At 49.6% G+C, this 23,317-nt stretch carries 23 protein-coding genes and 2 tRNA genes; 5 read left to right on the top strand and 20 right to left on the bottom strand.

Annotated elements, in window-relative coordinates:
• Positions 1-124: 124 nt before the first annotated feature.
• Positions 125-3,019, top strand: coding sequence for a leucine--tRNA ligase (gene leuS, locus E3E26_RS09835; RefSeq protein ID WP_167901139.1), 2,895 nt, complete (start codon positions 125-127; stop codon positions 3,017-3,019).
• Between the two features lie 3 nt (positions 3,020-3,022).
• Here the strand turns inward: leuS and E3E26_RS09830 are convergent, their stop codons facing one another.
• The 3 genes from E3E26_RS09830 to E3E26_RS09820 all read right to left on the bottom strand — a co-directional run bounded on the left by E3E26_RS09830 (position 3,023) and on the right by E3E26_RS09820 (position 4,976).
• Positions 3,023-3,391 (bottom strand): hypothetical protein, encoded by a 369-nt coding sequence (locus E3E26_RS09830; RefSeq protein ID WP_167901138.1) that lies wholly within the window; start codon positions 3,389-3,391, stop codon positions 3,023-3,025.
• Entirely contained in the window at positions 3,391-4,200 is an 810-nt protein-coding gene (locus E3E26_RS09825) for a hypothetical protein (protein WP_167901137.1), read from the bottom strand. The genes E3E26_RS09830 and E3E26_RS09825 overlap by 1 nt, the downstream gene beginning before the upstream one ends.
• Positions 4,201-4,418: 218 nt before the next feature.
• Positions 4,419-4,976 (bottom strand): hypothetical protein, encoded by a 558-nt coding sequence (locus E3E26_RS09820; RefSeq protein WP_167901136.1) that lies wholly within the window; start codon positions 4,974-4,976, stop codon positions 4,419-4,421.
• Between the two features lie 145 nt (positions 4,977-5,121).
• On the opposite strand from E3E26_RS09820, the gene E3E26_RS09815 reads away from it, so the two are divergent.
• Positions 5,122-5,931 (top strand): class I SAM-dependent methyltransferase, encoded by an 810-nt coding sequence (locus E3E26_RS09815; RefSeq protein WP_167901189.1) that lies wholly within the window; start codon positions 5,122-5,124, stop codon positions 5,929-5,931.
• Between the two features lie 3 nt (positions 5,932-5,934).
• On the opposite strand, the gene E3E26_RS09810 is transcribed toward E3E26_RS09815, so the two are convergent.
• From E3E26_RS09810 to E3E26_RS09760, 11 genes are all read right to left on the bottom strand, one after another.
• The gene (locus E3E26_RS09810) at positions 5,935-6,963 is read right to left on the bottom strand and encodes a polyprenyl synthetase family protein (protein WP_167901135.1); all 1,029 of its coding nucleotides are present in this window, start codon (positions 6,961-6,963) and stop codon (positions 5,935-5,937) included.
• 69 nt (positions 6,964-7,032) lie between these two features.
• Entirely contained in the window at positions 7,033-8,355 is a 1,323-nt protein-coding gene (locus E3E26_RS09805) for an RNase J family beta-CASP ribonuclease (RefSeq protein ID WP_167901134.1), read from the bottom strand.
• Positions 8,356-8,507: 152 nt separating this feature from the next.
• Positions 8,508-9,632: a type 2 isopentenyl-diphosphate Delta-isomerase gene (fni, locus tag E3E26_RS09800; RefSeq protein ID WP_167901188.1), complete on the bottom strand. Its 1,125-nt coding sequence runs from the start codon at positions 9,630-9,632 to the stop codon at positions 8,508-8,510.
• A 57-nt stretch (positions 9,633-9,689) separates the two neighbouring features.
• On the bottom strand, positions 9,690-10,133 hold the full coding sequence (locus E3E26_RS09795; RefSeq protein ID WP_167901133.1) for a hypothetical protein: 444 nt from the start codon (positions 10,131-10,133) through the stop codon (positions 9,690-9,692).
• 10 nt (positions 10,134-10,143) lie between these two features.
• Positions 10,144-10,359 (bottom strand): hypothetical protein, encoded by a 216-nt coding sequence (locus E3E26_RS09790; protein ID WP_167901132.1) that lies wholly within the window; start codon positions 10,357-10,359, stop codon positions 10,144-10,146.
• Positions 10,360-10,586: 227 nt separating this feature from the next.
• A complete protein-coding gene (locus tag E3E26_RS09785) occupies positions 10,587-11,297 on the bottom strand; it encodes a hypothetical protein (protein ID WP_167901131.1) in 711 nt (236 codons plus the stop codon).
• 4 nt (positions 11,298-11,301) lie between these two features.
• Complete coding sequence (locus E3E26_RS09780; RefSeq protein ID WP_167901130.1) at positions 11,302-11,886, bottom strand: hypothetical protein; 585 nt, start codon at positions 11,884-11,886, stop codon at positions 11,302-11,304.
• A gap of 179 nt (positions 11,887-12,065) precedes the next feature.
• Entirely contained in the window at positions 12,066-12,848 is a 783-nt protein-coding gene (locus tag E3E26_RS09775; protein WP_167901129.1) for an isopentenyl phosphate kinase, read from the bottom strand.
• The gene (locus E3E26_RS09770) at positions 12,845-13,867 is read right to left on the bottom strand and encodes a mevalonate kinase (RefSeq protein WP_370520114.1); all 1,023 of its coding nucleotides are present in this window, start codon (positions 13,865-13,867) and stop codon (positions 12,845-12,847) included. Before E3E26_RS09770 ends, E3E26_RS09775 begins: the two co-directional genes overlap by 4 nt.
• A gap of 42 nt (positions 13,868-13,909) precedes the next feature.
• Positions 13,910-14,785 carry an MEMO1 family protein gene (locus E3E26_RS09765; protein WP_167901187.1) on the bottom strand — a complete coding sequence of 292 codons (876 nt, stop codon included), beginning with the start codon at positions 14,783-14,785 and terminating at the stop codon, positions 13,910-13,912.
• Between the two features lie 35 nt (positions 14,786-14,820).
• Positions 14,821-15,888, bottom strand: coding sequence for a pyridoxal-phosphate dependent enzyme (locus E3E26_RS09760; protein WP_167901127.1), 1,068 nt, complete (start codon positions 15,886-15,888; stop codon positions 14,821-14,823).
• 70 nt (positions 15,889-15,958) lie between these two features.
• Here E3E26_RS09760 and udp point away from each other — a divergent pair, with 70 nt between their 5' ends.
• Both udp and E3E26_RS09750 read left to right on the top strand, forming a co-directional pair.
• Complete coding sequence (gene udp / locus E3E26_RS09755; protein ID WP_167901126.1) at positions 15,959-16,795, top strand: uridine phosphorylase; 837 nt, start codon at positions 15,959-15,961, stop codon at positions 16,793-16,795.
• A gap of 214 nt (positions 16,796-17,009) precedes the next feature.
• On the top strand, positions 17,010-17,750 hold the full coding sequence (locus E3E26_RS09750; protein ID WP_240911710.1) for a hypothetical protein: 741 nt from the start codon (positions 17,010-17,012) through the stop codon (positions 17,748-17,750).
• Positions 17,751-17,784: 34 nt separating this feature from the next.
• Here the strand turns inward: E3E26_RS09750 and E3E26_RS09745 are convergent.
• Positions 17,785-17,862, bottom strand: a tRNA-Arg gene (locus E3E26_RS09745).
• Positions 17,863-17,967: 105 nt separating this feature from the next.
• Between E3E26_RS09745 and E3E26_RS09740 the strand changes: the two genes are divergently transcribed.
• Positions 17,968-18,045 (top strand) — tRNA-Gly (locus E3E26_RS09740).
• A gap of 147 nt (positions 18,046-18,192) precedes the next feature.
• Here the strand turns inward: E3E26_RS09740 and E3E26_RS09735 are convergent.
• From E3E26_RS09735 to E3E26_RS09715, 5 genes are all read right to left on the bottom strand, one after another.
• Positions 18,193-19,530: an NAD(P)/FAD-dependent oxidoreductase gene (locus E3E26_RS09735; RefSeq protein ID WP_167901125.1), complete on the bottom strand. Its 1,338-nt coding sequence runs from the start codon at positions 19,528-19,530 to the stop codon at positions 18,193-18,195.
• A 122-nt stretch (positions 19,531-19,652) separates the two neighbouring features.
• The gene (gene mtnP, locus E3E26_RS09730) at positions 19,653-20,456 is read right to left on the bottom strand and encodes an S-methyl-5'-thioadenosine phosphorylase (protein ID WP_167901124.1); all 804 of its coding nucleotides are present in this window, start codon (positions 20,454-20,456) and stop codon (positions 19,653-19,655) included.
• Positions 20,457-20,497: 41 nt separating this feature from the next.
• Positions 20,498-21,799, bottom strand: coding sequence for a hypothetical protein (locus E3E26_RS09725; RefSeq protein WP_167901123.1), 1,302 nt, complete (start codon positions 21,797-21,799; stop codon positions 20,498-20,500).
• 92 nt (positions 21,800-21,891) lie between these two features.
• Positions 21,892-22,101, bottom strand: coding sequence for a hypothetical protein (locus E3E26_RS09720; protein WP_167901185.1), 210 nt, complete (start codon positions 22,099-22,101; stop codon positions 21,892-21,894).
• An 85-nt stretch (positions 22,102-22,186) separates the two neighbouring features.
• A complete protein-coding gene (locus tag E3E26_RS09715; RefSeq protein ID WP_167901122.1) occupies positions 22,187-23,038 on the bottom strand; it encodes a damage-control phosphatase in 852 nt (283 codons plus the stop codon).
• Positions 23,039-23,317: the final 279 nt, after the last annotated feature.

Below are 23,317 nucleotides of genomic sequence, written 5' to 3'. Positions count from 1 at the left end.
TGCCTATGAGGGGGGAGTGTCTTCTCCACCGTTCAAATCGCATCGATAACTGATTTCCCCGATAACCCCCCTATTCTGGACTATCGTTCAAGCTCTTTTGGAAAAACTTTGAGGAGGTATGGGCATGGCTGAGCTTAACTTCAAGGCCATTGAGGAGAAGTGGCAGAAGCGCTGGCTGGAAGAGAAGGTTTTCGAGCCGAAGAGGGAGAACAGGCCAAAGTTCTACATAACGGTCGCTTTTCCATACCTCTCGGGCCACCTTCACGTTGGCCACGCGAGAACCTACACGATTCCCGACGTCATAGCGCGCTTTAAGAGGATGCAGGGCTACAACGTGCTGTTCCCCATGGCGTGGCACATCACCGGGGCCCCGATAGTCGGAATCGCTGAGCGCATAAAGAACCGCGACCCCAAAACCATCCACATTTACCGCGACGTCTACAAGGTGCCCGAGGAGATACTGTGGAAGTTCGAGGATCCGAAGGAGATAGTCAAGTACTTCATGAAAGCCGCGAGGGAGACCTTCATAAGGGCCGGCTTCTCCGTTGACTGGAGCAGGGAGTTCCACACCACCAGCCTGTTCCCGCCCTTCAGCAAATTCATAGAGTGGCAGTTCTGGACGCTCAAGGACATGGGGCTGGTCGTTAAGGGCGCCCACAGGGTTAGATGGGACCCCGTTGTTGGCACCCCGCTCGGCGACCACGATATAATGGAGGGCGAGGACGTTCAGATACTGGAGTACGTCATCATCAAGTTTATCCTGGAGGAGAACGGCGAGGAAATATACATGCCGGCCGCTACGCTGAGGCCGGAGACTGTCTATGGCGTAACCAACATGTGGCTGAATCCAGAGGCGATCTACGTCAAAGCAAAGGTCAGGCGCGGCGATAGGGAAGAGACCTGGATAATCAGCAAGGAGGCAGCTTACAAGCTCTCCTTCCAGGACAGGGAAATTGAAGTCATCGAGGAGTTCAAGGGCGAGAGACTCATTGGTAAGTACGTGAAGAACCCTGTGACGGGCGACGAGGTCATAATCCTGCCAGCGGAGTTCGTTGACCCTGACAACGCGACCGGAGTTGTCATGAGCGTTCCTGCTCATGCCCCCTTCGACCACGTGGCTTTAGAGGATTTGAAGAAGGAGACCGAGATACTGCTGAAGTACGACATCGACCCGCGTGTGGTTGAGGAGATAAGCTACATCTCGCTGATAAAGCTTGAGGGCTACGGTGAGTTCCCGGCGGTTGAGGAAGTTGAGAAGCTGGGTGTAAAGAGCCAGAAGGACGAGGAAAAGCTCGAGGAAGCGACCAAGAACATCTACAAGGCAGAGTACCACAAGGGAGTCTTCAAGATTGAACCCTACGCAGGCAAGCCCGTTCAGGAGGTTAAGGACCTAATAGCGAAGGAGCTCCAGGAGAAGGGCATCGCCGAGATAATGTACGAGTTCGCCGAGAAGCCGGTCATTTCAAGGTTCGGCAACCAAGCGGTCATCAAGATAATCCACGACCAGTGGTTCATCGACTATGGAAACCCCGAGTGGAAGGAGAAGGCGAGGGAAGCTCTAGCCAACATGACGATTTACCCAGAGAGCAGGCGTACACAGTTCGAGGCAGTAATAGACTGGCTCGACAAGAAGGCCTGCGCGAGGAAAGTTGGCCTCGGAACACCACTCCCATGGGATCCAGAGTGGGTAATCGAGAGCCTGAGCGACTCGACCATCTACATGGCCTACTACACCATAAGCAGGCACATCAACAAGCTGAGAGAAGAGGGCAGGCTCGACCCCGAGAAGCTCGACAGGGAGTTCTTCGACTACCTGTTCAGGGAGGAGTTCAGCGAAGAGAGGGAGAAGGAGCTGGCTGAGAAGACGGGCATTCCAGCGGAGATAATCCACGAGATGAAGGAGGAGTTCGAGTACTGGTATCCGCTCGACTGGCGTTGCTCGGCGAAAGACTTAATCCCGAACCACCTGACGTTCTTCATCTTCAACCACGTGGCGATATTCAGGAAGGAGCACTGGCCAAGGGGCATAGCTGTAAACGGCTTCGGAACGCTCGAAGGCCAGAAGATGAGCAAGAGCAAGGGCAACGTGCTGAACTTCATCGATGCCATCGAGGAGAACGGCGCAGACGTTGTGAGGCTTTACATAATGGGTTTGGCTGAACACGACAGCGACTTCGACTGGCGCAGGAAGGAGGTCGGCAAGCTCAGGAAGCAGGTCGAGAGGTTCTACGAGCTGGTGAGCGAGTTCGCGGGCTATGAGGCCAAAGAGGGCGTTGAGCTGAAGGACATCGACAGGTGGATGCTGCACCGCCTGAACAAGGCCATTGAAGGAGCCACCAAGGGCCTGGAGGAGTTCAGAACGAGAACGGCCGTGCAGTGGGCGTTTTATTCAGTCCTGAACGACCTGCGCTGGTATCTAAGGAGAACCGAGGGAAGGGACGACGAGGCAAAGCGCTACGTGCTGAGAACGCTGGCGGATGTATGGGTCAGGCTCATGGCTCCGTTCACACCGCACATCAGCGAGGAGCTCTGGGAGAAGCTCGGAGGAGAGGGATTTGTGAGCTTGGCGAAGTGGCCCGAGCCTAACCCGGCCTGGTGGAACGAGACCATCGAACTGGAGGAGGAGTACGTCAAGAACCTCCTCGAGGACATCAAGGAGATAATCCGCGTGGCAAAGATAGAGGACGCAAAGAGGGCATACATCTATACTGCTCCAGAGTGGAAGTGGCGCGTTGCTGAGGTCGTCGCTGAAAAGAGGGACTTCAAGGCAGCCATGTCCGAGCTCATGAAGGATCCAGAGATGAGGAAGCACGGCAAGGAGATAAGCAAGATGATACAGCGCCTGATAAAGGACAGGACCTTTGAAATCAAGCGCATCGACGAGGAGAAGGCCCTGAGAGAAGCCAAGGACTTCATCGAGAAGGAGCTTGGCTTGGAGATAATCATCAACCCAGAGGAGGACAGGGGTGGAAAGAAAAAGGCCGCGATGCCGATGAAGCCGGCGGTGTTCGTGGAGTGAGATTTATTTTCCTCTGTGTACCTCTTGCGTTTTTGCAATTTTTTGTTTTTCCGCATAGCCTCCTAAAAACCCCAACAGAAGACTTCCAACAGGCCAGTATCCCAAGGTAAACATAACAGGGGTGATAGCAACTAAAACATAGACAGTAATTCCAGGTAATTTCTGGTTTAGAGCTAACAGAGTCCCACGCCGAAATATAGAAACCCCCAAAACCGCTATAATAAGGGATGACATTGTTCCCCAGTATTCGTTCCCAATTTCCAGCCAGCTAACTGAAAAGTAAATGACCGCACTTGCCGCAATCCCCAAAAGAGAAACAAGAAAAACATCCTCAAAGAAAGTTAAGAGAACGTGGAATGGAGACCTCTTCATCATGACCACCCCATTTCTTTAGCTGGAACAATGTTTTTTGAATACTCAAAGATAACACGAGCCTCCCCATGATCTTCCTCCTCTTTATACCCAGTTATTGTCAAGACCTCAGTATTACCAATTTTTCTAACTTCAACAACTACAAAATCAGGACGAGAGCCACCCCTAATTAATATTTCCATGAGGCTTTTTTTAACTTGCCTCATGTCGGGTAGGGGAAAAACAATGTGATCTACTTTATGGTCAAAAGAAGGTTCCGAACGAAACGTATTAGGTGAAGATCTCGGCGGACCTACTATAAAAACTTCGAATGAATCAATAACAGTTTTTCGTTTAATATATATTGGAATATCAAAAATTGGGATAGCCTTTATAAACAAATCGAGAGCACATCTATAGGTAACTCTATTAGTTCCCTCAATATAGTTATACCTAACCTTGAGCCAAGGAGCGGGCAGATTAAAGTAATGATCATAAGGACTACTATCACCTGCTCTAATACTTTCCTTAACAAACCATTTATACGTTTGAGGGTAAGATACACCTCCCCTACCCCAGTGATCCAAAATTGTCAGATACTTTCCAGGGACATAATACATTCTGATACCCCATGCATCATAAGGTTGCCCAGATAAAAATTTCCAAGAACAATAAAAGTAGTCCTCTAACCCTCCGTAGACAACTTTTCCTCGTTTATGAGAAAAATTCACAGAAAAAACATCCCCAGCACTTGCGCTCTCAGCTGTCATCCCGACCATCAGCAGTCCCAGTAGGACTGCAAACAACAGCTTCCACTTCATTGAGCTCATCTCCGATAATGTTTTGCAAAATGATTATGAACTTGTATGTTTATAAACTTTTCTTTTTTTAAAGTAAATTTGAAACAATTGTAAAGAATTACTATTGACACGGACATGATAACCAGAGAAAACCGAGATAACAATTCAGAGCCTTATAAAGCACGTAAACAGGAGTAAATACCGCTGAAGCCGGCGGTGTTTGTGGAGTGAGTCCGAGATTATTTCCTCTATTTTTTCTGCGTTCTGTTTGCCTCCTGAAGTAACCTCCGGCATTCTTTATTCATATCACTCAATTCTTGGATGATGTTCTCATAGGTCGGAGGGTACACACGGGTGAAGTTTATTATTGTATCAAGGCCATTAGAGGCAAGAGGAACGTCCTCGTGAGTCATGTTCTCGCTTTGGACTGTGTAGTACACCACTTCGAGAAGCTCCACACAGTCTCCACCGGAAGGAAAAAGGCTGTCATTTTCATACCCCAACCAGGCACCCAAGTGATCGACATCCCTTTCCAGCCTCGAAAGCGAATATTTTGTATTGTTCAATTCAATGAGCAAGGCAAGTTTGGATTCAGTATCGAGGGGAGTGTCCATAAGGGCATTCGTTAGTTTTGCATGACGCCTTAACTCGAAAATTTCATGTATAAGCTGAGAAGTCACAAGAGTTTCCTTTATACTCTTCTGTTCTTCTCTCAAACGCTCGTTTTCATGTGAAACTGACCAAAGCTGGACGATCAAAAGAAAAATAATGAAGAGATACAGGGCATCTCTTGCTCCCAGCCTCATAATATCACCTGTGCGTTACATATATTAGTCGCCCTCATTCTTAACTTACGAGATTTAAGTTGGATATGAATTCAACACTATCTTATAAAACTTTTTCTCCGAAAACTCCTTAAAGCTAATTCCTTAGCATTTTTTGGTGTTTTCCATGCTCGCTGACGAGGAAACATTTAAGAAAGATGTCCTATCCAAAACCCCACTCCGAGACGAGCCGCCGCTACCTCCAGACTGGCTTCACATCGAGATGCTCGAACGCTTCCGCGTCCTCCAGCACGCACCGCTGAGGAAGGGGATGAACGTCCTTGAAATCGGCTGTGGTGCGCATGCATTAACAACAGTTCCCCTCGCTTACCTCGTCGGCGAGACCGGCCGCGTTGTGGCGGTTGACAGGGCAAGATGGCGCTTCTTTGAAGAGATATCCTCCGTAGCTGGCCTAAAGCATAGGATAATCCCCTTCAAGGTGGACGCGAAGGAACTGCCTTTTCCGTTTAAGGCCTTCGATTTAGCCGTTCTCGTTCATGGAGTTAGAAGCCTGAAAAATGAGGAAACGATGGTTAGGGTCTTCTCCGAGATGCTCCGCGTGGCAGAGGTGGTTTTCATAGCGGAGAGTCTTCCCATAGCGAACAACGAGAGGCAAAGGGCACACCTTGAGCTCTACAACCTGCGCGAGGACATCTTTGAGGCGCTCTTCGGCGAGAAGGACGACCTGCACTATCTCCCGCTGGAAAGGCTGAAAGAGCTGGTGGAAACGGCCGGTGGAGAGATAATCGAAAGCGGAACCTTTGAGCCGGGCCTGCCGCACTACTTAGCCTACATCCCGCGGGAATACGTGGAGCAGATAAAAGACGAGAAAAAGCGCGCTGAACTTCTGGAGCGGTGGGATAGAGCCTACGAGAAATGGAAAGCTGGTGCGGAGCATCCGCCGGTGGGATGGGTTCTAGCGGAAAAAGAGGAGTAAAGCTCAGAACTCCCTCTCCACGAGGAACTCGGCAAGGAGCTCTAAATCCCTGCGTGCTTCGCTCTCGGGAAGGATCTTCAGAGCATCGTTGGCCTCCCTGACGAGGTTCTTAGCGTATTCTGCGGCGTAGTCTATGCTGCCATACTTCCTGAGGAGCTCGATGGCCTTAGCCACTTCCTCCTTAACGTCCTCATGAATCAGAGCATCGTCCTTGGCGTCGCCTGCGTACTTTCCAAAGACTCTCATAAACTCAGCCTTGTCCTCTTCGCTGGCGTTCTGGAAGAAGTGGCTGACTATGAGGGTCTTCTTGCCCTTCCTTATGTCGCTGCCGACGGGCTTGCCGAGCTTTTCCTCATCGGCGATAAGGTCGAGAACGTCGTCCCATATCTGGAAGGCTATGCCAACGTTTCTGCCCCACTTCGAGAGCGCCTGAATGTACTCCTCGTTGTCAGTTCCAACGATAGCACCTATCGTTGCGGAGCCGTCAAAGAGTGCTCCGGTCTTGCCGCTTATCATCTGGAGATATTCATCAACGGTGACCTCTTCCCTCGTCTCGAACTCGATGTCGAGAGCCTGTCCCTCGCACAGCTCGTTGGAAGTCTGGACGAGGACTTCTAAAATCCTCGCTTTCTTCTCGGGACTGACCTCGGCTCTGGCAACAGCCTCAAAGGCCTTGCTGAAGAGCAGGTCGCCGGCGAGGATTGCCATGTTGATGCCCCAGACCTTATGGACAGTCGGCCTTCCGCGCCTGAGCTCGTCCATGTCCATTATGTCGTCGTGGACGAGGGAGTAGTTGTGTATAAGCTCGACGGCAGCCGCTGGATAGAGTGCCTTGCTTGGATCACCGCCAACGGCTTCAGCCGCCCTCAGGACGACGAACGGGCGAACCCTCTTGCCGCCGGCGAGCGGATAATGCCTGGCAGCGTCGTAGAGCTTCCTCGGTTCTCTCTCCGGAATGAGCTTGAAGAGCACATCATCAACGTCCTTTGCCATCTCCTTAACCCTTGCAAACAGCTCATCGTACTTCGCCATTTTATCACCCCGTGAGCGATGAAAGCAACGTCAAAAGGAAAAAGGGATAACTCTTTATCAGTTTTACCCCTACTTAATCTCCACAGTGTAGCCGTTGCGCGAGACGAAGACGTCCCTGCCTATGAGGTAGCCTTCTTCTTCAGCCAGCTCAGCGTAGTGGGTGAGCATCCTGAAGTCGCCGTGGCCAGGGACGATATTCTCTGGGTTGAGCATTCTCAGTAGGTAGCGGTGGTCTTCCCTGCTGGCGTGGCCTGAAACGTGGAGATCCTTTATCATCCTAACGCCCTTCATCCTGAGCTTGGTTTCGAGAACGTAGCGCTGGGCCCTGTTGAGGGGGTTGGGAATGGTGCCGGCGGAGAAAACGACGGTATCGCGCTTGCCTATGTCGTAGAGCTCCCCATTTGCCATCCTGGTTAAAACGGCACCGGGTTCACCCTGATGACCGGTAACTATGAGAAGGTAATTTTCCCTTGCCTGGGAGACTTCTTTAAGGACTTTTCTGACGGCGTTTGGGCTCCTCACGGCCTTTGCGCCTTTCATCTTTATTAGTCCGAGCTGTTTGGCTATCCCAGTGTACTTAGCCAGGGAGCGGCCAACTAAGACAGCCTGCCTGCCCATCTTGTTGGCTATCCAGATGAGCTCCTGAAGGCGTGCTATATGGCTGGCGAAGGTTGTGGCTATCAGTCCGTCAGATTCCATGCCCTCATAGAGGAAGAAGTCCTCGAGGAGCATCTGAGCAACTGCCTCGCTCGGTGTTTTGGTGGGTTCAGCAACGCGCGTCGATTCGGGGATGAGAACCTTGACACCCTCCTTCCCGAGCTCTTTAAGCCTGTCGTAATCGGGCCTCTCGCCGAGAGGGCTGTTGTTGTCGAACTTGAAATCTCCTGTGTGGACAACGGCGCCTTCGGGCGTGTGAACTACAACAATGGCAGCTTGAGGGATGGAGTGGGTAATCTGAACGAACTCGATTGCTAAGTTCTCGCTCACCTGGACTATCTCGCCGTATTCTGTCTCGTACATGGGGTTCTTGACCTCGAAGTACTGCTCGCTCTTGACCTCGCTCTTGGCGAGCTTTATGGTGTAGGGAGTTCCATATATCGGCACGTCTGGATAATGGGGAGCGAGCTTGCCGACGGCACCTATGTGGTCGAGGTGGCCGTGGGTAAAGGCTATCGCGACGACTTTCTTGTTTCTGATTGGTGAATCGTCAGGAATAGCCCCAAGCTTCTGGAGCTCCTTCGTGGGGAACTGCTGAATGTTCACATCCTCGTGGATGAGGACACGGTCAAGCCTTATTCCCATGTCGATTATAACGACCTCTCCGTTGTATTCGACGGCGGTCATGTTTTTACCGACTTCCTCGTAACCGCTGAGCGTGTAAATCTTTATCATACTCTTTCCTCCTTCGGCCTCTAAGCTCATAAGAGCATAAGGCCCCGTTGGAAATAGTAAGCCGGGTGAGTTTAAAAAGGTGTGCATCGAAGAAGAGGGCGTCAAGAACGTAGACACCGACTAGACACAACCTAAAAATGTGAAACAGAAGGTTAAATCCGCCTGTCCCGCAGGTAAACAGGCAGGTCTATTCTCTGCTCCAGCCACTCCCTCGTGAAGCCTGTAATCACGAGCGGAACCTTCCTCAGTTCCTCGACGTTTCTGGCACCGACGAGGAACATGGTGTTCCTTATCTCCTCAATGTAGCGCTCCAGCACCTTGATGACGCCCTCGACGTCACCCTTAACCGCTGGCTTGAGGAGCGGTAGGGCCACGCCTGCGAAGATTGCACCCATTGCCAGAGCCTTCGCCATGGTTATGCCGTCGCGCATTCCTCCGGTAGCGATAATCGCCAGGTCCGTTGAGTAGCGCACTTCAGCAACGCTTATAGCCGTTTTAATCCCCCAGTCCCAGAACTTCAGGGCCAAGTTTCTCCCCATCTCGTCCTTTGCCCTGTAGTACTCGACACCGCTCCAGCTTGTCCCGCCGAGACCGCCAACGTCTATGGCGTCAATCCCTATGCTTTCTAGCCTTATCGCTACCTCCATGGAAACGCCTGCCCCGGTTTCCTTTGCTATTATCGGGTAGGGGAACTCGGCCTTGAGCTCGGCGAGGGCCTTCAGCACTCCGCGGTACTGTGTGTCTCCCTCCGGCTGGACGCTCTCCTGGAGGGGGTTCATGTGTATCGCCAGAGCATCGGCCTGGATGGTTTCAACTGCTTTAAGGGCCTCATCTATACCGTAGCGCCCCGGCATCGTCTCGGCGAACTGTGGCGCGCCGAGGTTGCCGACGAGGAAAACGTCGGGAGCGACGTCTCTAACGTAGTAGCTCTCCCATGTTTCCGGCTTCCTTATCATGGCCCTCTGACTTCCGACGCCCATCGGGATGTTCAGCTCCTGGGCGGCTTTTGCGAGGGTTTTGTTTATCTTCCCGGCGAGCTGAGAGCCCTTCGTTCCGCCGGTCATGCCGGCTATCATTATCGGGTAATCGAACTTCCTCCCGAGAAACTCAATGCTAAGGTCGATTTCATCCTTGTCTATCTCGGGCAAGCTCATGTGGACAAAGTGCACATCCTCAAATCCGTTGCTCACATGGGCCTGGACGTTCCGCTTGAGGCAGTGTTCGATATGTTCAAACTTCCTGATGATCGTGAGCTCTTCCTTATCGAAGGCCTTCATCTCAACCACCAGAAGAGAAAAGGCGGGGGAGGTTAAGAGATTTTTGGGCACTAAAGATTAGCTTGCACTTTCTCTGAAGAGTTTTGTAGAAAAGTGAATCCATACCAATACCAAGGCAACTAAACTCACTAAAAAGAGGGATACCCCCAGGTATACAACAAGCTCTGGCCGTTCATAACTTCCATATGATAGAAGGCCTTTCTTCATACCACTAACAGCTAAACTATGCCCGGTATATACAGCCAGTGCCAAGAACACGGTGGCAACTAAGTTTACTACAAGGTTTACATCCTCACGATAAAATATACCAAAAAGTAGCAATATTCCTCCCATTACGAAGAAGTATGTAGCGGTGCCATAAGTAAGCTCGACCGTATCTGGATCTTCAAAATACGGATCGTCTCTGTTAAGCTGATAATCAATCACAAAGGTTAGTCCTAGAATAATTAAAAGGACAGCTATACCTTGCATCAGACCCTTAATTATACTCACCATCTGCATAGTATCACCCCTAATTCTCATCCTCATTGTCTTTTGTTCCAAACCACAGAAGAAGAATATTTCCAGTTGCAAGTATGAAAACAACAAGGGAAACCAATTCAGGTATCTTGAGAGGTATCCTTTTAGTAATGGCATGTATTAACGGTTTAAAGCCAAGAAAATAGAAGTAAAATGCCACGAATCCAATCACTACACTAGCGAATACCTTCAAAACGATGATTCTCAAATCAATAAAAGAAATTAATGCTATAAGAATGCTTAAAAAAGGATTAACCAGACAAACCCTATAACCTCAGAAGAAAACTCTATACCAACTATAATCTGAACGCCATAGTAAGCTCCAATGCCTAAAAGAAGTAACGATAAAAGCCTCATCAGGATTTTAAGTAAAGTGATATTCATTTTTGTGACCTCCAGTTTCTGAATAAAATTATAAAAAAGGAACTCTAAACTCTACCCGTTTTCTGGTTTAAGAATATATTTCTCATAATACCACCAAACATCTTCTATCATCATTCGTTTTATTCCATGTTTTTCTGCAACATCTCGAGGTCCAACGTTAACATCAAATACCTCTTCCAATTTTGAGATTCTCAGCAAATCTTCCTTTGGCGCAATCACTTTTGCTGAAATGAATCCCTCAATTAGTTTAAACTCCTTAACACCTTGCTTTTCCTGAAGTTCTTTCCTTAGATTCTTCTCAAGACGCTTGAGCTTTTCTGACTCGTTCACTTCCATAGGATAAGGCATCTGACCAATGCCTTTAGGATATGCTCTATATCTCACTGCAATAATTTTAACGTTATTTCCTAAAAGCCTCAGTAACTCTGACTTCCTAAGGGGTCTCTTAAACGTAATTGTAGCACTAACAACCTCTCCATCTCTTAAGCTATTCAAACGTTCTTTGTTCTGTTGAACAAAAGCAAGAAGTTCCTCCTTACTGGTCACATTAGGAATAACAGCAAGGTAGCCATTTCTAACTAAAACAACCTCATGTGGAAGTTTCATGAATTCCATATTCTCACTGTTATTATATGGAATAATAGTAGTAGCCTCTGGAATACTATTTGTGTTTCGTAGAGATGATGCTTCAAGCAGTAATGTTGACGATAATATTAACAGCACAGTAAGTGCTCCAAATATTAATGTTTTCTTCATTTCCATCACCTCAAGCCCCTTCTATTTGTTCAGTCATTGTACACCAATCAAAACACCATGGGGGTGTTGGGAGATACCAAGGTACGCATCCAGCATATTCGGACTCACTCCATAAAGTGAAAGCAGTCCCCCTATCCTCCGGATCCCTCCAGAATTCCACATACACAACGTACCATGTATCAGGTGTCAGTTCATCGGAATTAATTACTTTGAGTTCGAACTCTTCATCTCCTCCTAGATCCGCTTCTTCTGTCCACATATCAGTAGGGTTTGGGAGTGTAGTCCAGTAAGAACCCACAACGATTATATCTCCCCACTCCCCAATTGTCATATAGTCCCAGACGTCTCTATCTCTTCTAATTTCGTATTGGTAATATGCATCCAGTGCCAAAAATGCCTCTAAATCTTCATATGACCAAACAAAACTTTGTTGCGTTTCTGCATAATCTGGGGAGTCTGGATAAATGAATACACTTACAGAAGTCCATGAGCTTGGTGCCCAGTTGCAATTTGTACAACTGCCACTAGCTACTACTTGTTGTATGCCTATAGCCACTATTAACAACACAACAAGTGGCGCAAGCAGTCTTTTCATGCTTGCACCCCCCACTAAATACTGCAACAATACTTCTGACTTCAAGACTTATAAATATTTCCTTTTACGAGTTGCAATCTATTACGATTTTTTTTCGTGAGTTCTTACTTTTCAACCGCACTTTCAGAAGCCTTATTAATCAAAAGAAACCAGAGTAAAAGACTGAACAAAGAGGAGCATTAAATCTCGGGCCTGATCCTCGTCCCGAAGCCGTCTCCCATTATCGCTCCGCTTAGCCTTCCAGCTATTTTGCCGTTCACGAACCAGACCTCCGAGAACTGGGCTATTTCTTTGGCCTCCCTGAGCTTGTTGACTATACCACCGGTGACATCTGTTCCAGCTGCACCGGAGAGCCTTTCAATTAGCCTGTCAATCTCCCTGACCTTGAGCTCCCATATGAGGCTTCCTTCGCCAGGTTTGCCATCGTAGATACCGTCCACATCCATGAGAAAAACGACCTTCCTCGGCTTCAGCATTTTGGTCAGGTATGTAATTATCTGGTCGCCGGAAAGTATGTCAATGCCCCTTTCAAGGTCAACTGCCACGTCGCCAAAAAGAACTGGAATGAACTTCAGCTCAACCAGCCTTTTGATGACCTCCACATCACCATAGGCGACTGAGCCACCCTCAGTTATGAAGACTGAGGACGTAGAGACCGAGAAGGCCGGAAGGTTTTTCTCTAGGAAAAGGTCGATTATCTTTTCGTTAAGCTCCAGCATCGCCTGATGAGTTTTTGAGAAGCCAATGCGCTTACTCTCTGGATTCGGCTCGATGCCCTCCCTGAGGTTGTACTCCTTCGCGAGTGGGTGACCGTAGCTACCGCCACCGTGAACGATTACGAAATCTTCCTTGGGATAAAACTGGGCTATCTCACTTGCTATCTGACTCACAACATCCTCGTGGAAGGACTTCTCCACATTTTTGTCACTTATAACACTTCCACCAAGCTTGACAATTATCATGGCAGAACCTCCTCTATCCTCAATCCTTCATTGCTGATTTTAGTTATCATTGGCGTTCCCCCGGCGATGGTTATTGCAGTTGCCACCTCACTCTGCTTCTCAGGGGCGAGGGCGTACATGCATCCGCCTCCTCCAGCGCCGGTTATCTTCGCTCCTAGCGCTCCGGCAGTTCTGGCAGCGTAAACAAGCTCGCTGAGCTTCTTAGTCGAAACGCCGAGGGCATCAAGAAGGCCGTGATTGATGTTCATGAGCTTGCCGAGCTGGGAGAAGCGGACTTCATCGTCGAGTTCAGAGAGAAGAACGTCCCTGGCTTTCTCAACTATCTTGCCCATAGAAACGAGGATCGGCTCTATAACTTCAGGGATTTCCTCGTAGTTCCTTCTGACCATCGCGACGAGCTCCTTAGTTGAGCCACTCGAGCCGGTGTAGCCAACAACTATTGGCAGCTCCATGAAGGGGAGGTGCTCGAAGTTGCCCTTTTCGTAGTGAAGGAAGCCCCCTATAGCCGAAACAGTTGGATCTATGCCGCTCGAAGCACCCTGGACGAGGAGCTCGACCCTGTGGCCAAGTTTGGCTATTTCCTCGTTGCTCAACTCTAAGCCAAGGAGCCTCGAGACGGCACCGATGGTGGCAACTGCAACTGCTGCCGATGAGCCAAGGCCAGCTCCAACGGGAATCTGGGAGGTTATTGAGACTGTGACACCATTTCCGCTCTTGTCGGCCTCCTCTCTGACGAGCTCTATTGCCTGTCTGACGTAGCTTAGAACCTCAGCGGCCTTTCCATAGTCACTCTCAAAGTAAATCTCGTCCTCTGAGAAGGAGACCGTCAATCCGGGCACCTTGATGTCCTTGGCCTCAATCTTTATCGCCCCTTTGTTGTTGAACTCTGCCCAGACGTAGGTTCTTAGATCTATCGCAGCTGCTATGGCAGGCTTTCCATAGACGACGCTGTGCTCGCCGAAGAGAATAATTTTAGCAGGAGCTGATGCAAGAACCCTCATCTCTGACCCTCCAAACAAGAAAAGGAAAGAAAGTTTATGTGAGTTTTGGTCAAATAGAGCTCACTTCCTGAAGACTATAGAGGCATAGCCAACTATCGCGTCCGTGCTCCTGCTCACCTCAAAGCTCGTCGTGTAGTGTAAAAGCTCAGCTTCAAGAGCTCCAGCCAAGCGGGAGTAAACAATGGCAGTTCCAACTCCCCCGGGTCCGCACATGGTGTGGTTCATCTTCCTCAGTTCGCTGAACATTCCCTTGACGTCGAAGTCGAGGATTTTCTGAATAACTCGGAAGTCCCACTCCTTGACGCGGTGTGGGAGCTCGTCTGCCCTAGCCCTAAAGGGCATGTAGCCGTAGGCTGGACCATAGTGCATGAAGTCAGTGCTCGCTATGACCACAACGTCTCTGTTGAGCTCGTTAGCGGCCTCGTAGATTGCTTTGCCAAGGTCCTCTGCAACCTCCTCGTCCTGGATGCCGAGGGTTATCGGGACTATCCTAACGTCCCTTCCAGCTTTCTCGGCGAGATACTGAATGAAGGGCAACTGAACCTCAATTGAGTGCTCGTACTTGTGGGCCAGCTCCTCAAGGTCTGCTATTCCAGAGAGCTTCGCTATGGCCTTGGCCATCTCTGAATCGACCTCGATTTCCCCCAGCGGGGTCAGCCAAGAGCCGGATGGATAGACCGCTATCGGCGAGCCAATGCCAGTGTGGTTCGGCCCGAGAATTACAAATGTCTCCGGCAGACCGTCCTCGTAGATGGCCTTAAATGTTCTTGAGGCTGTGTAGCCAGAGAATATGTAGCCTGCATGAGGCACAACACCCGCTGTTATCTTCCTCTCGCTTCCGTGCTCACCCAAGTCTCTGAAGAACTTTCCAAGCATCTCGATGAGCGCTCCACCCTCTGGATAGAAGCTCCCAGCAACGGCCGGATACCTCGCCATATCCATCACCTCCAGGAGGTAATCAACTCAAAAGTTTAAATACCTTGGGTTAGTTTAAGGCCCGAGCCGGTGAGGGGAAGGAGGACTTTCGAACCCTCGGGGACAGAGCCGTCTTTTCTGAGCCTCCACAGGGCGGCCAACACCGTTGCTGATGTCGGCTCAACGATGAAGCCCCACTCCCAGAGCCAGCGAATGGCTTCCGCTATTTCAGCATCACCAACGCTCATGCATTTCCCTTCGGTCTCGATTAGTATTTTCCTCATCTCTTCCAGCCTCGGCGGCTCCGGTATGGCTATGCCCTCCGCGAGGTGACTTTTCTCTTCCGAGCGCTTGCAGAGACTCTCGTAGCCGGAAGCCTGAACCGCCACAAAGTGAGGAAGTCTGTCAATCTCGCCCATCTTTTTAAGCTCGGAGAAGCCTTTCCAGAGGCCGATGAAGAGGGAACCGCTGCCGGTTGGGACTAAAACGTAGTCTGGAACGCCAGCGCTCTCGTAAACCTCAAAGGCGATTGTTTTCGTCCCCTCGATGAAATATGGATTAAGCCAGTGGGAGACATAGGTGATGCCTCTCCTCTCGGCGAACTCGATAGCCGCCCTGTGGACTTCCATCCGCGAACCATCGATGACGTGAAGCTCCGTGCCAAGTCTTTTCAGGAGTTCAAGCTTTCCGGAGCTTGTGAGAGCGGGCACGAAGATGTGGACGGATATTCCCGCAGCTTTGGAAAAAGCGGCCAGACTTAACGCCGCGTTCCCCGAGCTGTCGAGGACAACCTCAGTCAAGCCCTCTTTCATGAGCTTGGCAATTGTTACGTAGGTGCCCCTGTCCTTGAAGGAGCCCGTTGGCTGGAGGTATTCAAGTTTGAAGAGCACGTTTACTCCATCCAGAGCAAGCTCCACGATTGGAGTTATTGCCGGAATGATGACAGGTAGATGTCCCTCCGAGACGGGTAGAAAACTCAGGTAGCGCCTGATATCAAAGTGGTTCCGCAGGTTCTCCCCAAAGCGGCCGCTTATGTTCTTCTCCACGAAGAGGGTTCCCCCGCAGTCGCACCTCAAGCGAAATTCCTCTGGATACCTGAACCCACAGCGTGAACATACAAGCACCCGAACCACCCAAGGGTTTTTAGAGGCTTCTTGCTATACCTATGTCACACAAGATAAAAAGGTGATTGAGATGGGTGAGAAGTTCCTATCTGCCGAAAGGCCGCAGACCGAGGAAGGATATCAGTACCACATAGCATGCAAGCCGGGGGATGTTGCAAGATACGTCCTCCTGCCAGGTGATCCCGAGAGAGTTCCGAAGATAAGCTCCCTATGGGATGAGGCGAAGGAGATAGCCTTCCACAGGGAATATAGGACACACACCGGAAAATACAAGGGTGTTCCAATCAGCGTTACTTCAACTGGAATAGGCGGGCCTTCAACGGCGATAGCGATTGAAGAACTCGCAGCCATAGGGGCGGACACCTTCATAAGGGTCGGCTCGACTGGAGCGATACAGCCCGGGATGGAGATAGGGGACCTCATAATAGCAAAAGCCGCGGTTAGGCTCGAGGGCACTTCAAAGCAGTACGTGAGGATTGAATATCCAGCCGTTGCCGACTTGGAGGTTACCCTCGCACTAATCGAGGCCGCCGAGACCCTCGGAGTGCGCTATCATATCGGCATAACTGCCTCGACTGACAGCTTCTACCTCGGCCAGGGAAGACCCGGACTGAACGGCTACTTCCCGAGCTTCGCCAAGAACATCCTCGACGACCTCAGGCAGGCCCGGGTCACCAACTTTGAGATGGAAGCGGCGACCCTCTTCACGCTGGCGAACATCTACGGCCTCAGGGCTGGCTGTGTCTGTGCCGTCTTCGCTAACAGAGTAACCAATGAGTTTGGCAAGGCTGGTGAGAAGGAGGCCGCCTTAGTTGCCAGCGAAGCCGTCAAGATACTCGCCGAATGGGACGAGGAGAAGGAGCAGAAAGGCAAGAGAGTGTGGTTCCCGGGATTGAGGAAGCTTTAGCTATTCTGTTTGACCTTTAATTTTCTGTGGAATTAACTTGCATCACGCGAGACTCTTTGAATTTTTGTTCAATCTTCACAATTTCATGAAACATTCAAAAAATTAGCAATATTTGTGACATTTTATATCAAAAATTTAATATTTAGAAACTAATTGTTTTGATTATGCTAAAATACACCACAAGTCTTATAATCAAAATATTCAAAGATAAATAATGGGGGTTTTCAATATGGTCAAGGTAAAAACTGTAAGGGAATATTTAGGAGAAATCACACCTGGAGGAATTTTGCTATTATCATATGACCAGTACTCTTTGGGTTGGAAAATTGGAGTTAAACTTGTGAAAGAAGAGATAGAGAATGGAAATTTTGCACTTTTAACTAATGTTGCAGTTCCTTTTAGAAAGTTCTGCGCAAAAATAGAGGCTGCAGGATTAGATGTGATCCAGGAAGGTAAAAATGGCAATCTAGCGATAATAAATGTCTTTGAAGGAGAAGCCCACTACGATTTCGTTTACAATGTGGACAAGGTCGATGGGGGAACCTTCATTTCAAAATATGTTGAAGTCAAAAAGCAGATAACTAAAAAATACAATTTAAAAGAAAGGAAGGTAGTTCATGCGTTTGTAACTTTAGACACATTATACGAGCGGTTTGGAGCGTCTACTGTGAAGAAACTATTCCAAGCGCGTTTGTTTGCTGGTGAAAAGCTAGTGGAGAAGGGATATTGGTTCTGGGATATCCTTATTGTCAATAGGGACGTTGTGTCCAAAGAGCTTCACTCTTGGATGGTCAGCATTAGTGACTATGTAATATTCACACAAGGTATCCTGAAGGAGAACGAGTTTGTTGAGAATATTGCAGTGCTAAAAGGACTATCCAGAGGATTCAGACCGGTGGTACTTCAGATGAAAACTCCCGCGGTACTAGCACCCCGAGAAAGGATCCACATTTAAGCACCCCAGTATGTATGTCAGAAAAGAACAATTATGGCGCCCCGGCGGGGATTTGAACCCCGGACCTCGAGGTCCGCAGCCTCGCGCCCTATCCAGACTAGGCCACCGGGGCACTACCCGCTAAACCTTCTTAGGGACGCTTTATAAATTTAACCTTTTTCTGCCACCGAAAGATTTATAAAGCGCCCAGCGGTGAGTATCTAACGGGCCGCGCAGTGCGGTGGTAGTCTAGCCTGGTCTAGGACAGCGGCCTGCCACGCCGCTGGCCCGGGTTCAAATCCCGGCCACCGCACCACAAATTTTGCTTGTGCAAAGTTTGATCAAAAGTTTCTGGCTGTTCTAAAATGCTCTTTTAAGTGCATATTCATGTTAGAATTGCTGTTTTGGTAGGATTCCTCGTTAAAGAGAAATGGAAACAGGATAAACACAAGAAAAGAAAGCCTCAAGTCCTCAGCTTCGCGAGGGCATCTTCGGCAGCCTTGACTATCTGGTAGCCGACGGGTGAGGCGGTAAGGAGGGGGTGGGTGGCTATCTGCAACGTGTAGAGCTCACTCGCGGTTAGGCGTTTCTGTATTGCCAGAGCAAGGATGTTTATCATCTCGCCAACGCTCTTTCCGCCGGCTATCTGGGCACCGAGAATCGCTCCTCTATCCCTTGAGAATATTAGCTTGACCGTGACCATTGAAGTGTCGGGGAACTTTGCCGGATGCCTGTCCGGCCCTTTTCCGTAGCCGACTATGACCTCGAAGCCCTCCCTCTTGGCCGCCTCCTCGGTTAGACCTGCTGCAGCCAAGGTTAGGCCGGCAACGTGGGTGGAGTAAACGCCTATTGTCCTCCTGTTCTCCCTGACTATCTGGAGCTTAAAGAGGTTGGCCCCAGCGATTCTCGCCTCGAAGGTTGCGGTTGATGCAAGCATTAAGCCATAGGGCTTGCCCGTGAAGAAGTCCCTGTGCTCGACACAGTCACCGACTGCAAAAATGTCCGGGTGAGAAGTCCTCATATACTCGTCCGTCCAGATGCCGTAGCGAGTAACCTTCAGGCCGGCTTTGATGGCTAGGTCAACATTCGGGCGGTAGCCGATGGAGAATATCACCAGATCAGCGTCGAGCTCCTTACCGTCGACCAGCTTAACCTTCTCGACCTTTTCGCTTCCCAGAAGTCTCTCAACCTGGCCGTAGACGATATTTATGCCAGCCTCCTTAAGTCTCCCTTCGATCATCTCACTGAACTCGGGGTCGAAGGAGCTCCTCAGGAGCCTGCTCCTAACGAGAAGAGTTACGTCCTTACCGAGCTTCCTTATCTCGTCGCCAACTTCGAGGGCTATAAAACCTCCACCCACGATAACGACTTTTTCGGCGCTCTCAAGCCTCTCGCGGAGAGCTTTCAGGTAGTGGTAGTCCTTGGGAACGGTGTAAACACCTTCAAGCTCAGCCCCGGGTATCTCCGGAAAGAGGGGCTTTGAGCCTGTTGCTATGACGAGCTTCTTCCAGGCAATTTCTTTTCCGCCCTTAGTCCTCACGACTTTGGTCCTCGGATCTATCTCAACGACCTCATCGACGAGTGTCTCCACACCAAGGGGCTCGAGAAACTTTTCGGCTGGAAGGATATCATCGTCAACGCTCTTGAAAGTTCCGAAGATGTACGGAATGCCACAGGGAACCATACCAACAGTTTCCTTCTTGATAACGAGAACGCTCTTGTCAGGATAAAACCTCTTGGCGGAGATTGCGGCGGTTAATCCACCCGCGCTCGCGCCTATAACAACAACATCGTACTTCATATTAGGTCCTCCTAAAGGTTTTCAGTAAGGATTACCCACCAAAGGATTTTAACCTTTCGTTAACCTTGAGTTCAAAACGCAGGCACAGAGGATTTCACCAATGAAAAAAGAGAACAGGAGAGTCACTCTCCAGTCGCGCCCTTGAGGGCATCCTTACAGCCGCAGCGCCTCTCCCCGGGGATGTATTTGAGGGACTTCATGAGGAGGTACTTTATCTCCTCGCTCTTCTGGGCCATAAGCTCGACGACCTCGGTGTGGGTGAGCTTCTCCCTACTTATTCCCGCTGCAAAGTTAGTGACTATCGCCACGCTGGCGTAGCACATTTCAAGCTCCCTGGCTAATGCCGCCTCGGGGCACTGGGTCATGCCAACAACATCCGCACCGAGTATTTTGAGTGCCCTTATTTCGGCCCTCGTTTCAAAGCGTGGGCCCTCCATGCAGGCGTAGGTTCCCGCTGGGTGGTATTTGAAGCCGAGCTCCCTGGCAGCAGTTATGAGGGCCTTCCTTAGCTCGGGGCAGTAGGGATCAGTGAAATCGACATGGGCAACGAACTTCCTGTCGTGGGGGCTCTCGTCTCCGTCATAGAAAGTGTAGTGCCTCGTCTTCGTGAAATCAATAAGCTGGTCGAGAATGACGAAGTCGCCGGGCTTCATAGCCTCGTTGAGCGAACCAACGGCCGAAGTCGAGAGAATCCTTTCAACGCCGAGTTCGTGGAGGGCCCAGATGTTTGCACGGTAGTTTATCTTGTGAGGTGGAACGCTGTGGCCTTCGCCGTGCCTGGCCAAGAAAGCTATCTCCTCCCCGTTGTACTCCCCTATCTTCACCCTGACCTTCCCGTATGGAGTGCTAACCCATTCCTCTCTGACGTTCTGCAGAAGCTTCGGGTCGTAGACTCCAGAACCTCCAATAATGGCTATCCTCGGCATGGTATCACCTGAAGAGAAGAAACGGGAGAGGCCTTAAAACGTTAGTGTTTTTCCCAGATGGCCTTCTGGTGCATAGCCTTCTCCTCGATGTTCTCCTCAAGCCTGCCTTCGGTCTGGAGCTCGAGGATTTTGGTGAGTATCTCGCTAAGCAACCAAGAGCCCCATTTGGGATCCTTAACTTCAAGGGCCGCATCGATGGCTCCGTCTATGTCCCCAATTTTGAGTTTCGCCACGGCTATGCTGCCGAAGGCAAGGGAGCGGAGATAATGACCCCGGACACGCTGAGCAAAGCTTAGTGCATCATCGAACTTTCCGAGTTTGGCCAGGTATGTAGTGACCTTAACGAGGAGAGCATCATCGTTTGTGCGATTGCCTATCTTCTTTATGAGAGGCTCGTACTTTTCATCCACAGGTTTACTGAGGAGTTGATCAAGAATAAAGCCGGTGATTTCCTCAAACTCCGAACCTTTCAGGAAGTCGATAAGGTGAGAAAGTAGCTCCTCCCTATCCAAGGACGTCTCAACTATTCCCCTGAGGATAGACAGTCTAGCATTGGGGGAAAGTCTCTCGAGTATCCTCGCCACGAACTCGAGCTCCCCCTGGTTGCCTAGTCCAACGAGGAGCGATTTCAGAACGTCAAAGCCTGTCTCAGACGACATGCTGAGGGCTATCTCAACGAACTTTTCGTAGGTGGCCTTGGGAACGTCTGAGGTTTTCAGGTAAACTGCTACTTCCTTCATGGCTTCCCCCAGCCAGTACTCGCTCTTCAGCTCGGAGAGGATCCTGATGGCACTTCCAAACTCCTCCCTCTTGAGATGCTCCTTTATGGCTTCGATTGCACCTATCGAATGCCAAGGCTCCTCATCGATCTGTTCTATAATGAGCTTGGCCTTGCGCATATTGCCCTTCTTGAGGTAGACGCGAAGTATCTTCAGAAGGAGGTCGTTGCGCTTTACAGTGTCATCAATGTCCGTGACGTAGAAGAGGGCATCATCAGTCATGTCCAGCTCCAGAAGCTTGACCACTAGTTCCTCTAGAAGATCGTCCCGCAGTGGCTGAGGAAAGGCCATTATAGATTCGTAAGCCTGATGAAACACCTTCCGAGCTGTTTTTGAACCGGTCCTCTCGAGGTACGTTCCTATCTCCATCAGTGCTTTAACCATCAGAACAGGGTTTTCAATAGAAGCCGTAGCAGTGAATGCGTACTTAAAAGCAGTTTTATATCCCGGGTTCTTGGCCCTGTGCATATAGTATCCTATTTTAGCGTAAGTGACCGCACGAAGATACTTATCCCTAATATCAGAAGCTAATCTGAGGGCCTCACGATAAACATCCACTGACATGATTTCCACCGGGGAAATTTACGATATCGGAGTATTTAATGATTTCCAACATGCAGAACACAATGGGGGATACTTAGTCAAAAAACGAAAGATCAGCCAAGCTCGTCGTAAACGACACCCACGACTTCACCATCGTCGAGGGACACGAAGCTTACCTTTGTCTTCTTGCCGCTCTTAGGGTCCACAACAACAAAATCTGGCTTTGAAAGGTACTTACTGGCGGGCATTCTCCAGACATCGCCGTAATGAGCCCTAAGCTCCTTCAAAAATCTATCCGTATCACGTCTAATTACCGTTGTCATCGGTATCACCGTTTATATGTACTACTTTAAAGTATAAAAAGGTTTCCTATAGACATTCGTTAAAGTTAATATCGACAATTGTCTATCACGCACCCCTTATGCACACCAATGAACCCTGGGGAACATTCAACTCTCTGGAAATTGGCCTGCACTTCGCCTTAAGCAGAAAGAATATCCTCGAGTCCTTTAAATCGCTCAGCGTCTCAAAGTTCGCCTGCCCCTTCGCGATGATGACATCAGCCTTTCTGAAAATCTCCTTAAATTCCTTGGATGCATATTCCATAGGAGCCCCCGGAAGGCGTGAACCTGTGGAGACCACATGAGCCAGCTCTTCAAAGCCAGCTTCTCTCAAGTCTTCAACGGTTGCATCGTTGATTATCGGCCCCTCTTTGGCGGCAACGTATATATTGAGCCCGGGGAACAGTTTTCTTATGAGCCCAAGGAGCAGTTTGTCAAAGTAAATTTCCCCACAGTTGTCGACGAGATACAGCAGGCTCTTTGCCCTCCTCAGCTCTTCAAACAGCACATCGCTCTCATCCACGTAGAGCTCTTCTTCAGCCATACGGAGGATGTCCTCCTCTATCTTTTCGGGGTCGTAGCCGACCGCGAAATCAATCACGTTGCCAGCTATAGCCAGCTTCAGAGCCCTGCCAAAATCTCCCACTTCCCCAATATCAGCGGCAACCTTTGCTGCGAGTTCAGTAGAACGACGCTTGTAGTCCCTGAACGGATCATCGTCTCCCAGAAAGCGGTAAAGTTCAAGGAACAACCTCCCGCCATCGGTTGCTGGCACAGAGCTTTCGTCAAAAAACTTACCAATTCTTCTGGCGAAAAATATCATTGCTTCTCTGCGCTTTTTTAAATCCGGAGTGCTCATTTCAACTATTTTCTGAGCCTGATTTACAGCGCATGCAATGCACTCGTAGTGAATCTTCATGCCACCACCAAGGGAAATAGAAAAGGTTTGAGCTTATAAAATCACTCCATGAGCCTCTCAACGTACTCGAGCTCCTCCGGGAGGGGCTTCCTTCTCTTCTTCATCTCCCTCTCGAGCATGTATTCGTAAAGTGCGGTCATCCATATCATCTCTCTCACCCCCTTTTGGTCTCTCCAGTTTATACTAACTAGATTTCAAGTTTAAAAGCCTTATGAGACCTTAAAACTCCATAAATGTCCTTAGAATGTCCCTGTTCACCCAAAAAAGCAATGATGGCGG

Origin of the sequence: Thermococcus sp. LS1 (genome assembly GCF_012027395.1) — an archaeon.
GTDB lineage: Archaea > Methanobacteriota_B > Thermococci > Thermococcales > Thermococcaceae > Thermococcus.
The sequence above is the reverse complement of the archived record's forward strand: the minus strand, read 5'-3'. Positions and strand labels throughout refer to the sequence as shown.

Coding starts and splice junctions, on each gene's coding strand:
- E3E26_RS09825 (WP_167901137.1), bottom strand. CDS start 4,200: ATGAGCTCAATGAAGTGGAAGCTGTTGTTTGCAGTCCTACTGGGACTG.
- E3E26_RS09830 (WP_167901138.1), bottom strand. CDS start 3,391: ATGAAGAGGTCTCCATTCCACGTTCTCTTAACTTTCTTTGAGGATGTT.
- E3E26_RS09820 (WP_167901136.1), bottom strand. CDS start 4,976: ATGAGGCTGGGAGCAAGAGATGCCCTGTATCTCTTCATTATTTTTCTT.
- E3E26_RS09715 (WP_167901122.1), bottom strand. CDS start 23,038: ATGAAGATTCACTACGAGTGCATTGCATGCGCTGTAAATCAGGCTCAG.
- E3E26_RS09720 (WP_167901185.1), bottom strand. CDS start 22,101: ATGACAACGGTAATTAGACGTGATACGGATAGATTTTTGAAGGAGCTT.
- E3E26_RS09725 (WP_167901123.1), bottom strand. CDS start 21,799: ATGTCAGTGGATGTTTATCGTGAGGCCCTCAGATTAGCTTCTGATATT.
- E3E26_RS09750 (WP_240911710.1), top strand. CDS start 17,010: ATGGGGGTTTTCAATATGGTCAAGGTAAAAACTGTAAGGGAATATTTA.
- fni (WP_167901188.1), bottom strand. CDS start 9,632: ATGAAGGCCTTCGATAAGGAAGAGCTCACGATCATCAGGAAGTTTGAA.
- E3E26_RS09735 (WP_167901125.1), bottom strand. CDS start 19,530: ATGAAGTACGATGTTGTTGTTATAGGCGCGAGCGCGGGTGGATTAACC.
- E3E26_RS09815 (WP_167901189.1), top strand. CDS start 5,122: ATGCTCGCTGACGAGGAAACATTTAAGAAAGATGTCCTATCCAAAACC.
- udp (WP_167901126.1), top strand. CDS start 15,959: ATGGGTGAGAAGTTCCTATCTGCCGAAAGGCCGCAGACCGAGGAAGGA.
- E3E26_RS09810 (WP_167901135.1), bottom strand. CDS start 6,963: ATGGCGAAGTACGATGAGCTGTTTGCAAGGGTTAAGGAGATGGCAAAG.
- E3E26_RS09775 (WP_167901129.1), bottom strand. CDS start 12,848: ATGATAATTGTCAAGCTTGGTGGAAGTGTTATAAGTGACAAAAATGTG.
- leuS (WP_167901139.1), top strand. CDS start 125: ATGGCTGAGCTTAACTTCAAGGCCATTGAGGAGAAGTGGCAGAAGCGC.
- E3E26_RS09785 (WP_167901131.1), bottom strand. CDS start 11,297: ATGGAAATGAAGAAAACATTAATATTTGGAGCACTTACTGTGCTGTTA.
- E3E26_RS09765 (WP_167901187.1), bottom strand. CDS start 14,785: ATGGCGAGGTATCCGGCCGTTGCTGGGAGCTTCTATCCAGAGGGTGGA.
- mtnP (WP_167901124.1), bottom strand. CDS start 20,456: ATGCCGAGGATAGCCATTATTGGAGGTTCTGGAGTCTACGACCCGAAG.
- E3E26_RS09780 (WP_167901130.1), bottom strand. CDS start 11,886: ATGAAAAGACTGCTTGCGCCACTTGTTGTGTTGTTAATAGTGGCTATA.
- E3E26_RS09795 (WP_167901133.1), bottom strand. CDS start 10,133: ATGCAGATGGTGAGTATAATTAAGGGTCTGATGCAAGGTATAGCTGTC.
- E3E26_RS09805 (WP_167901134.1), bottom strand. CDS start 8,355: ATGATAAAGATTTACACGCTCAGCGGTTACGAGGAAGTCGGTAAAAAC.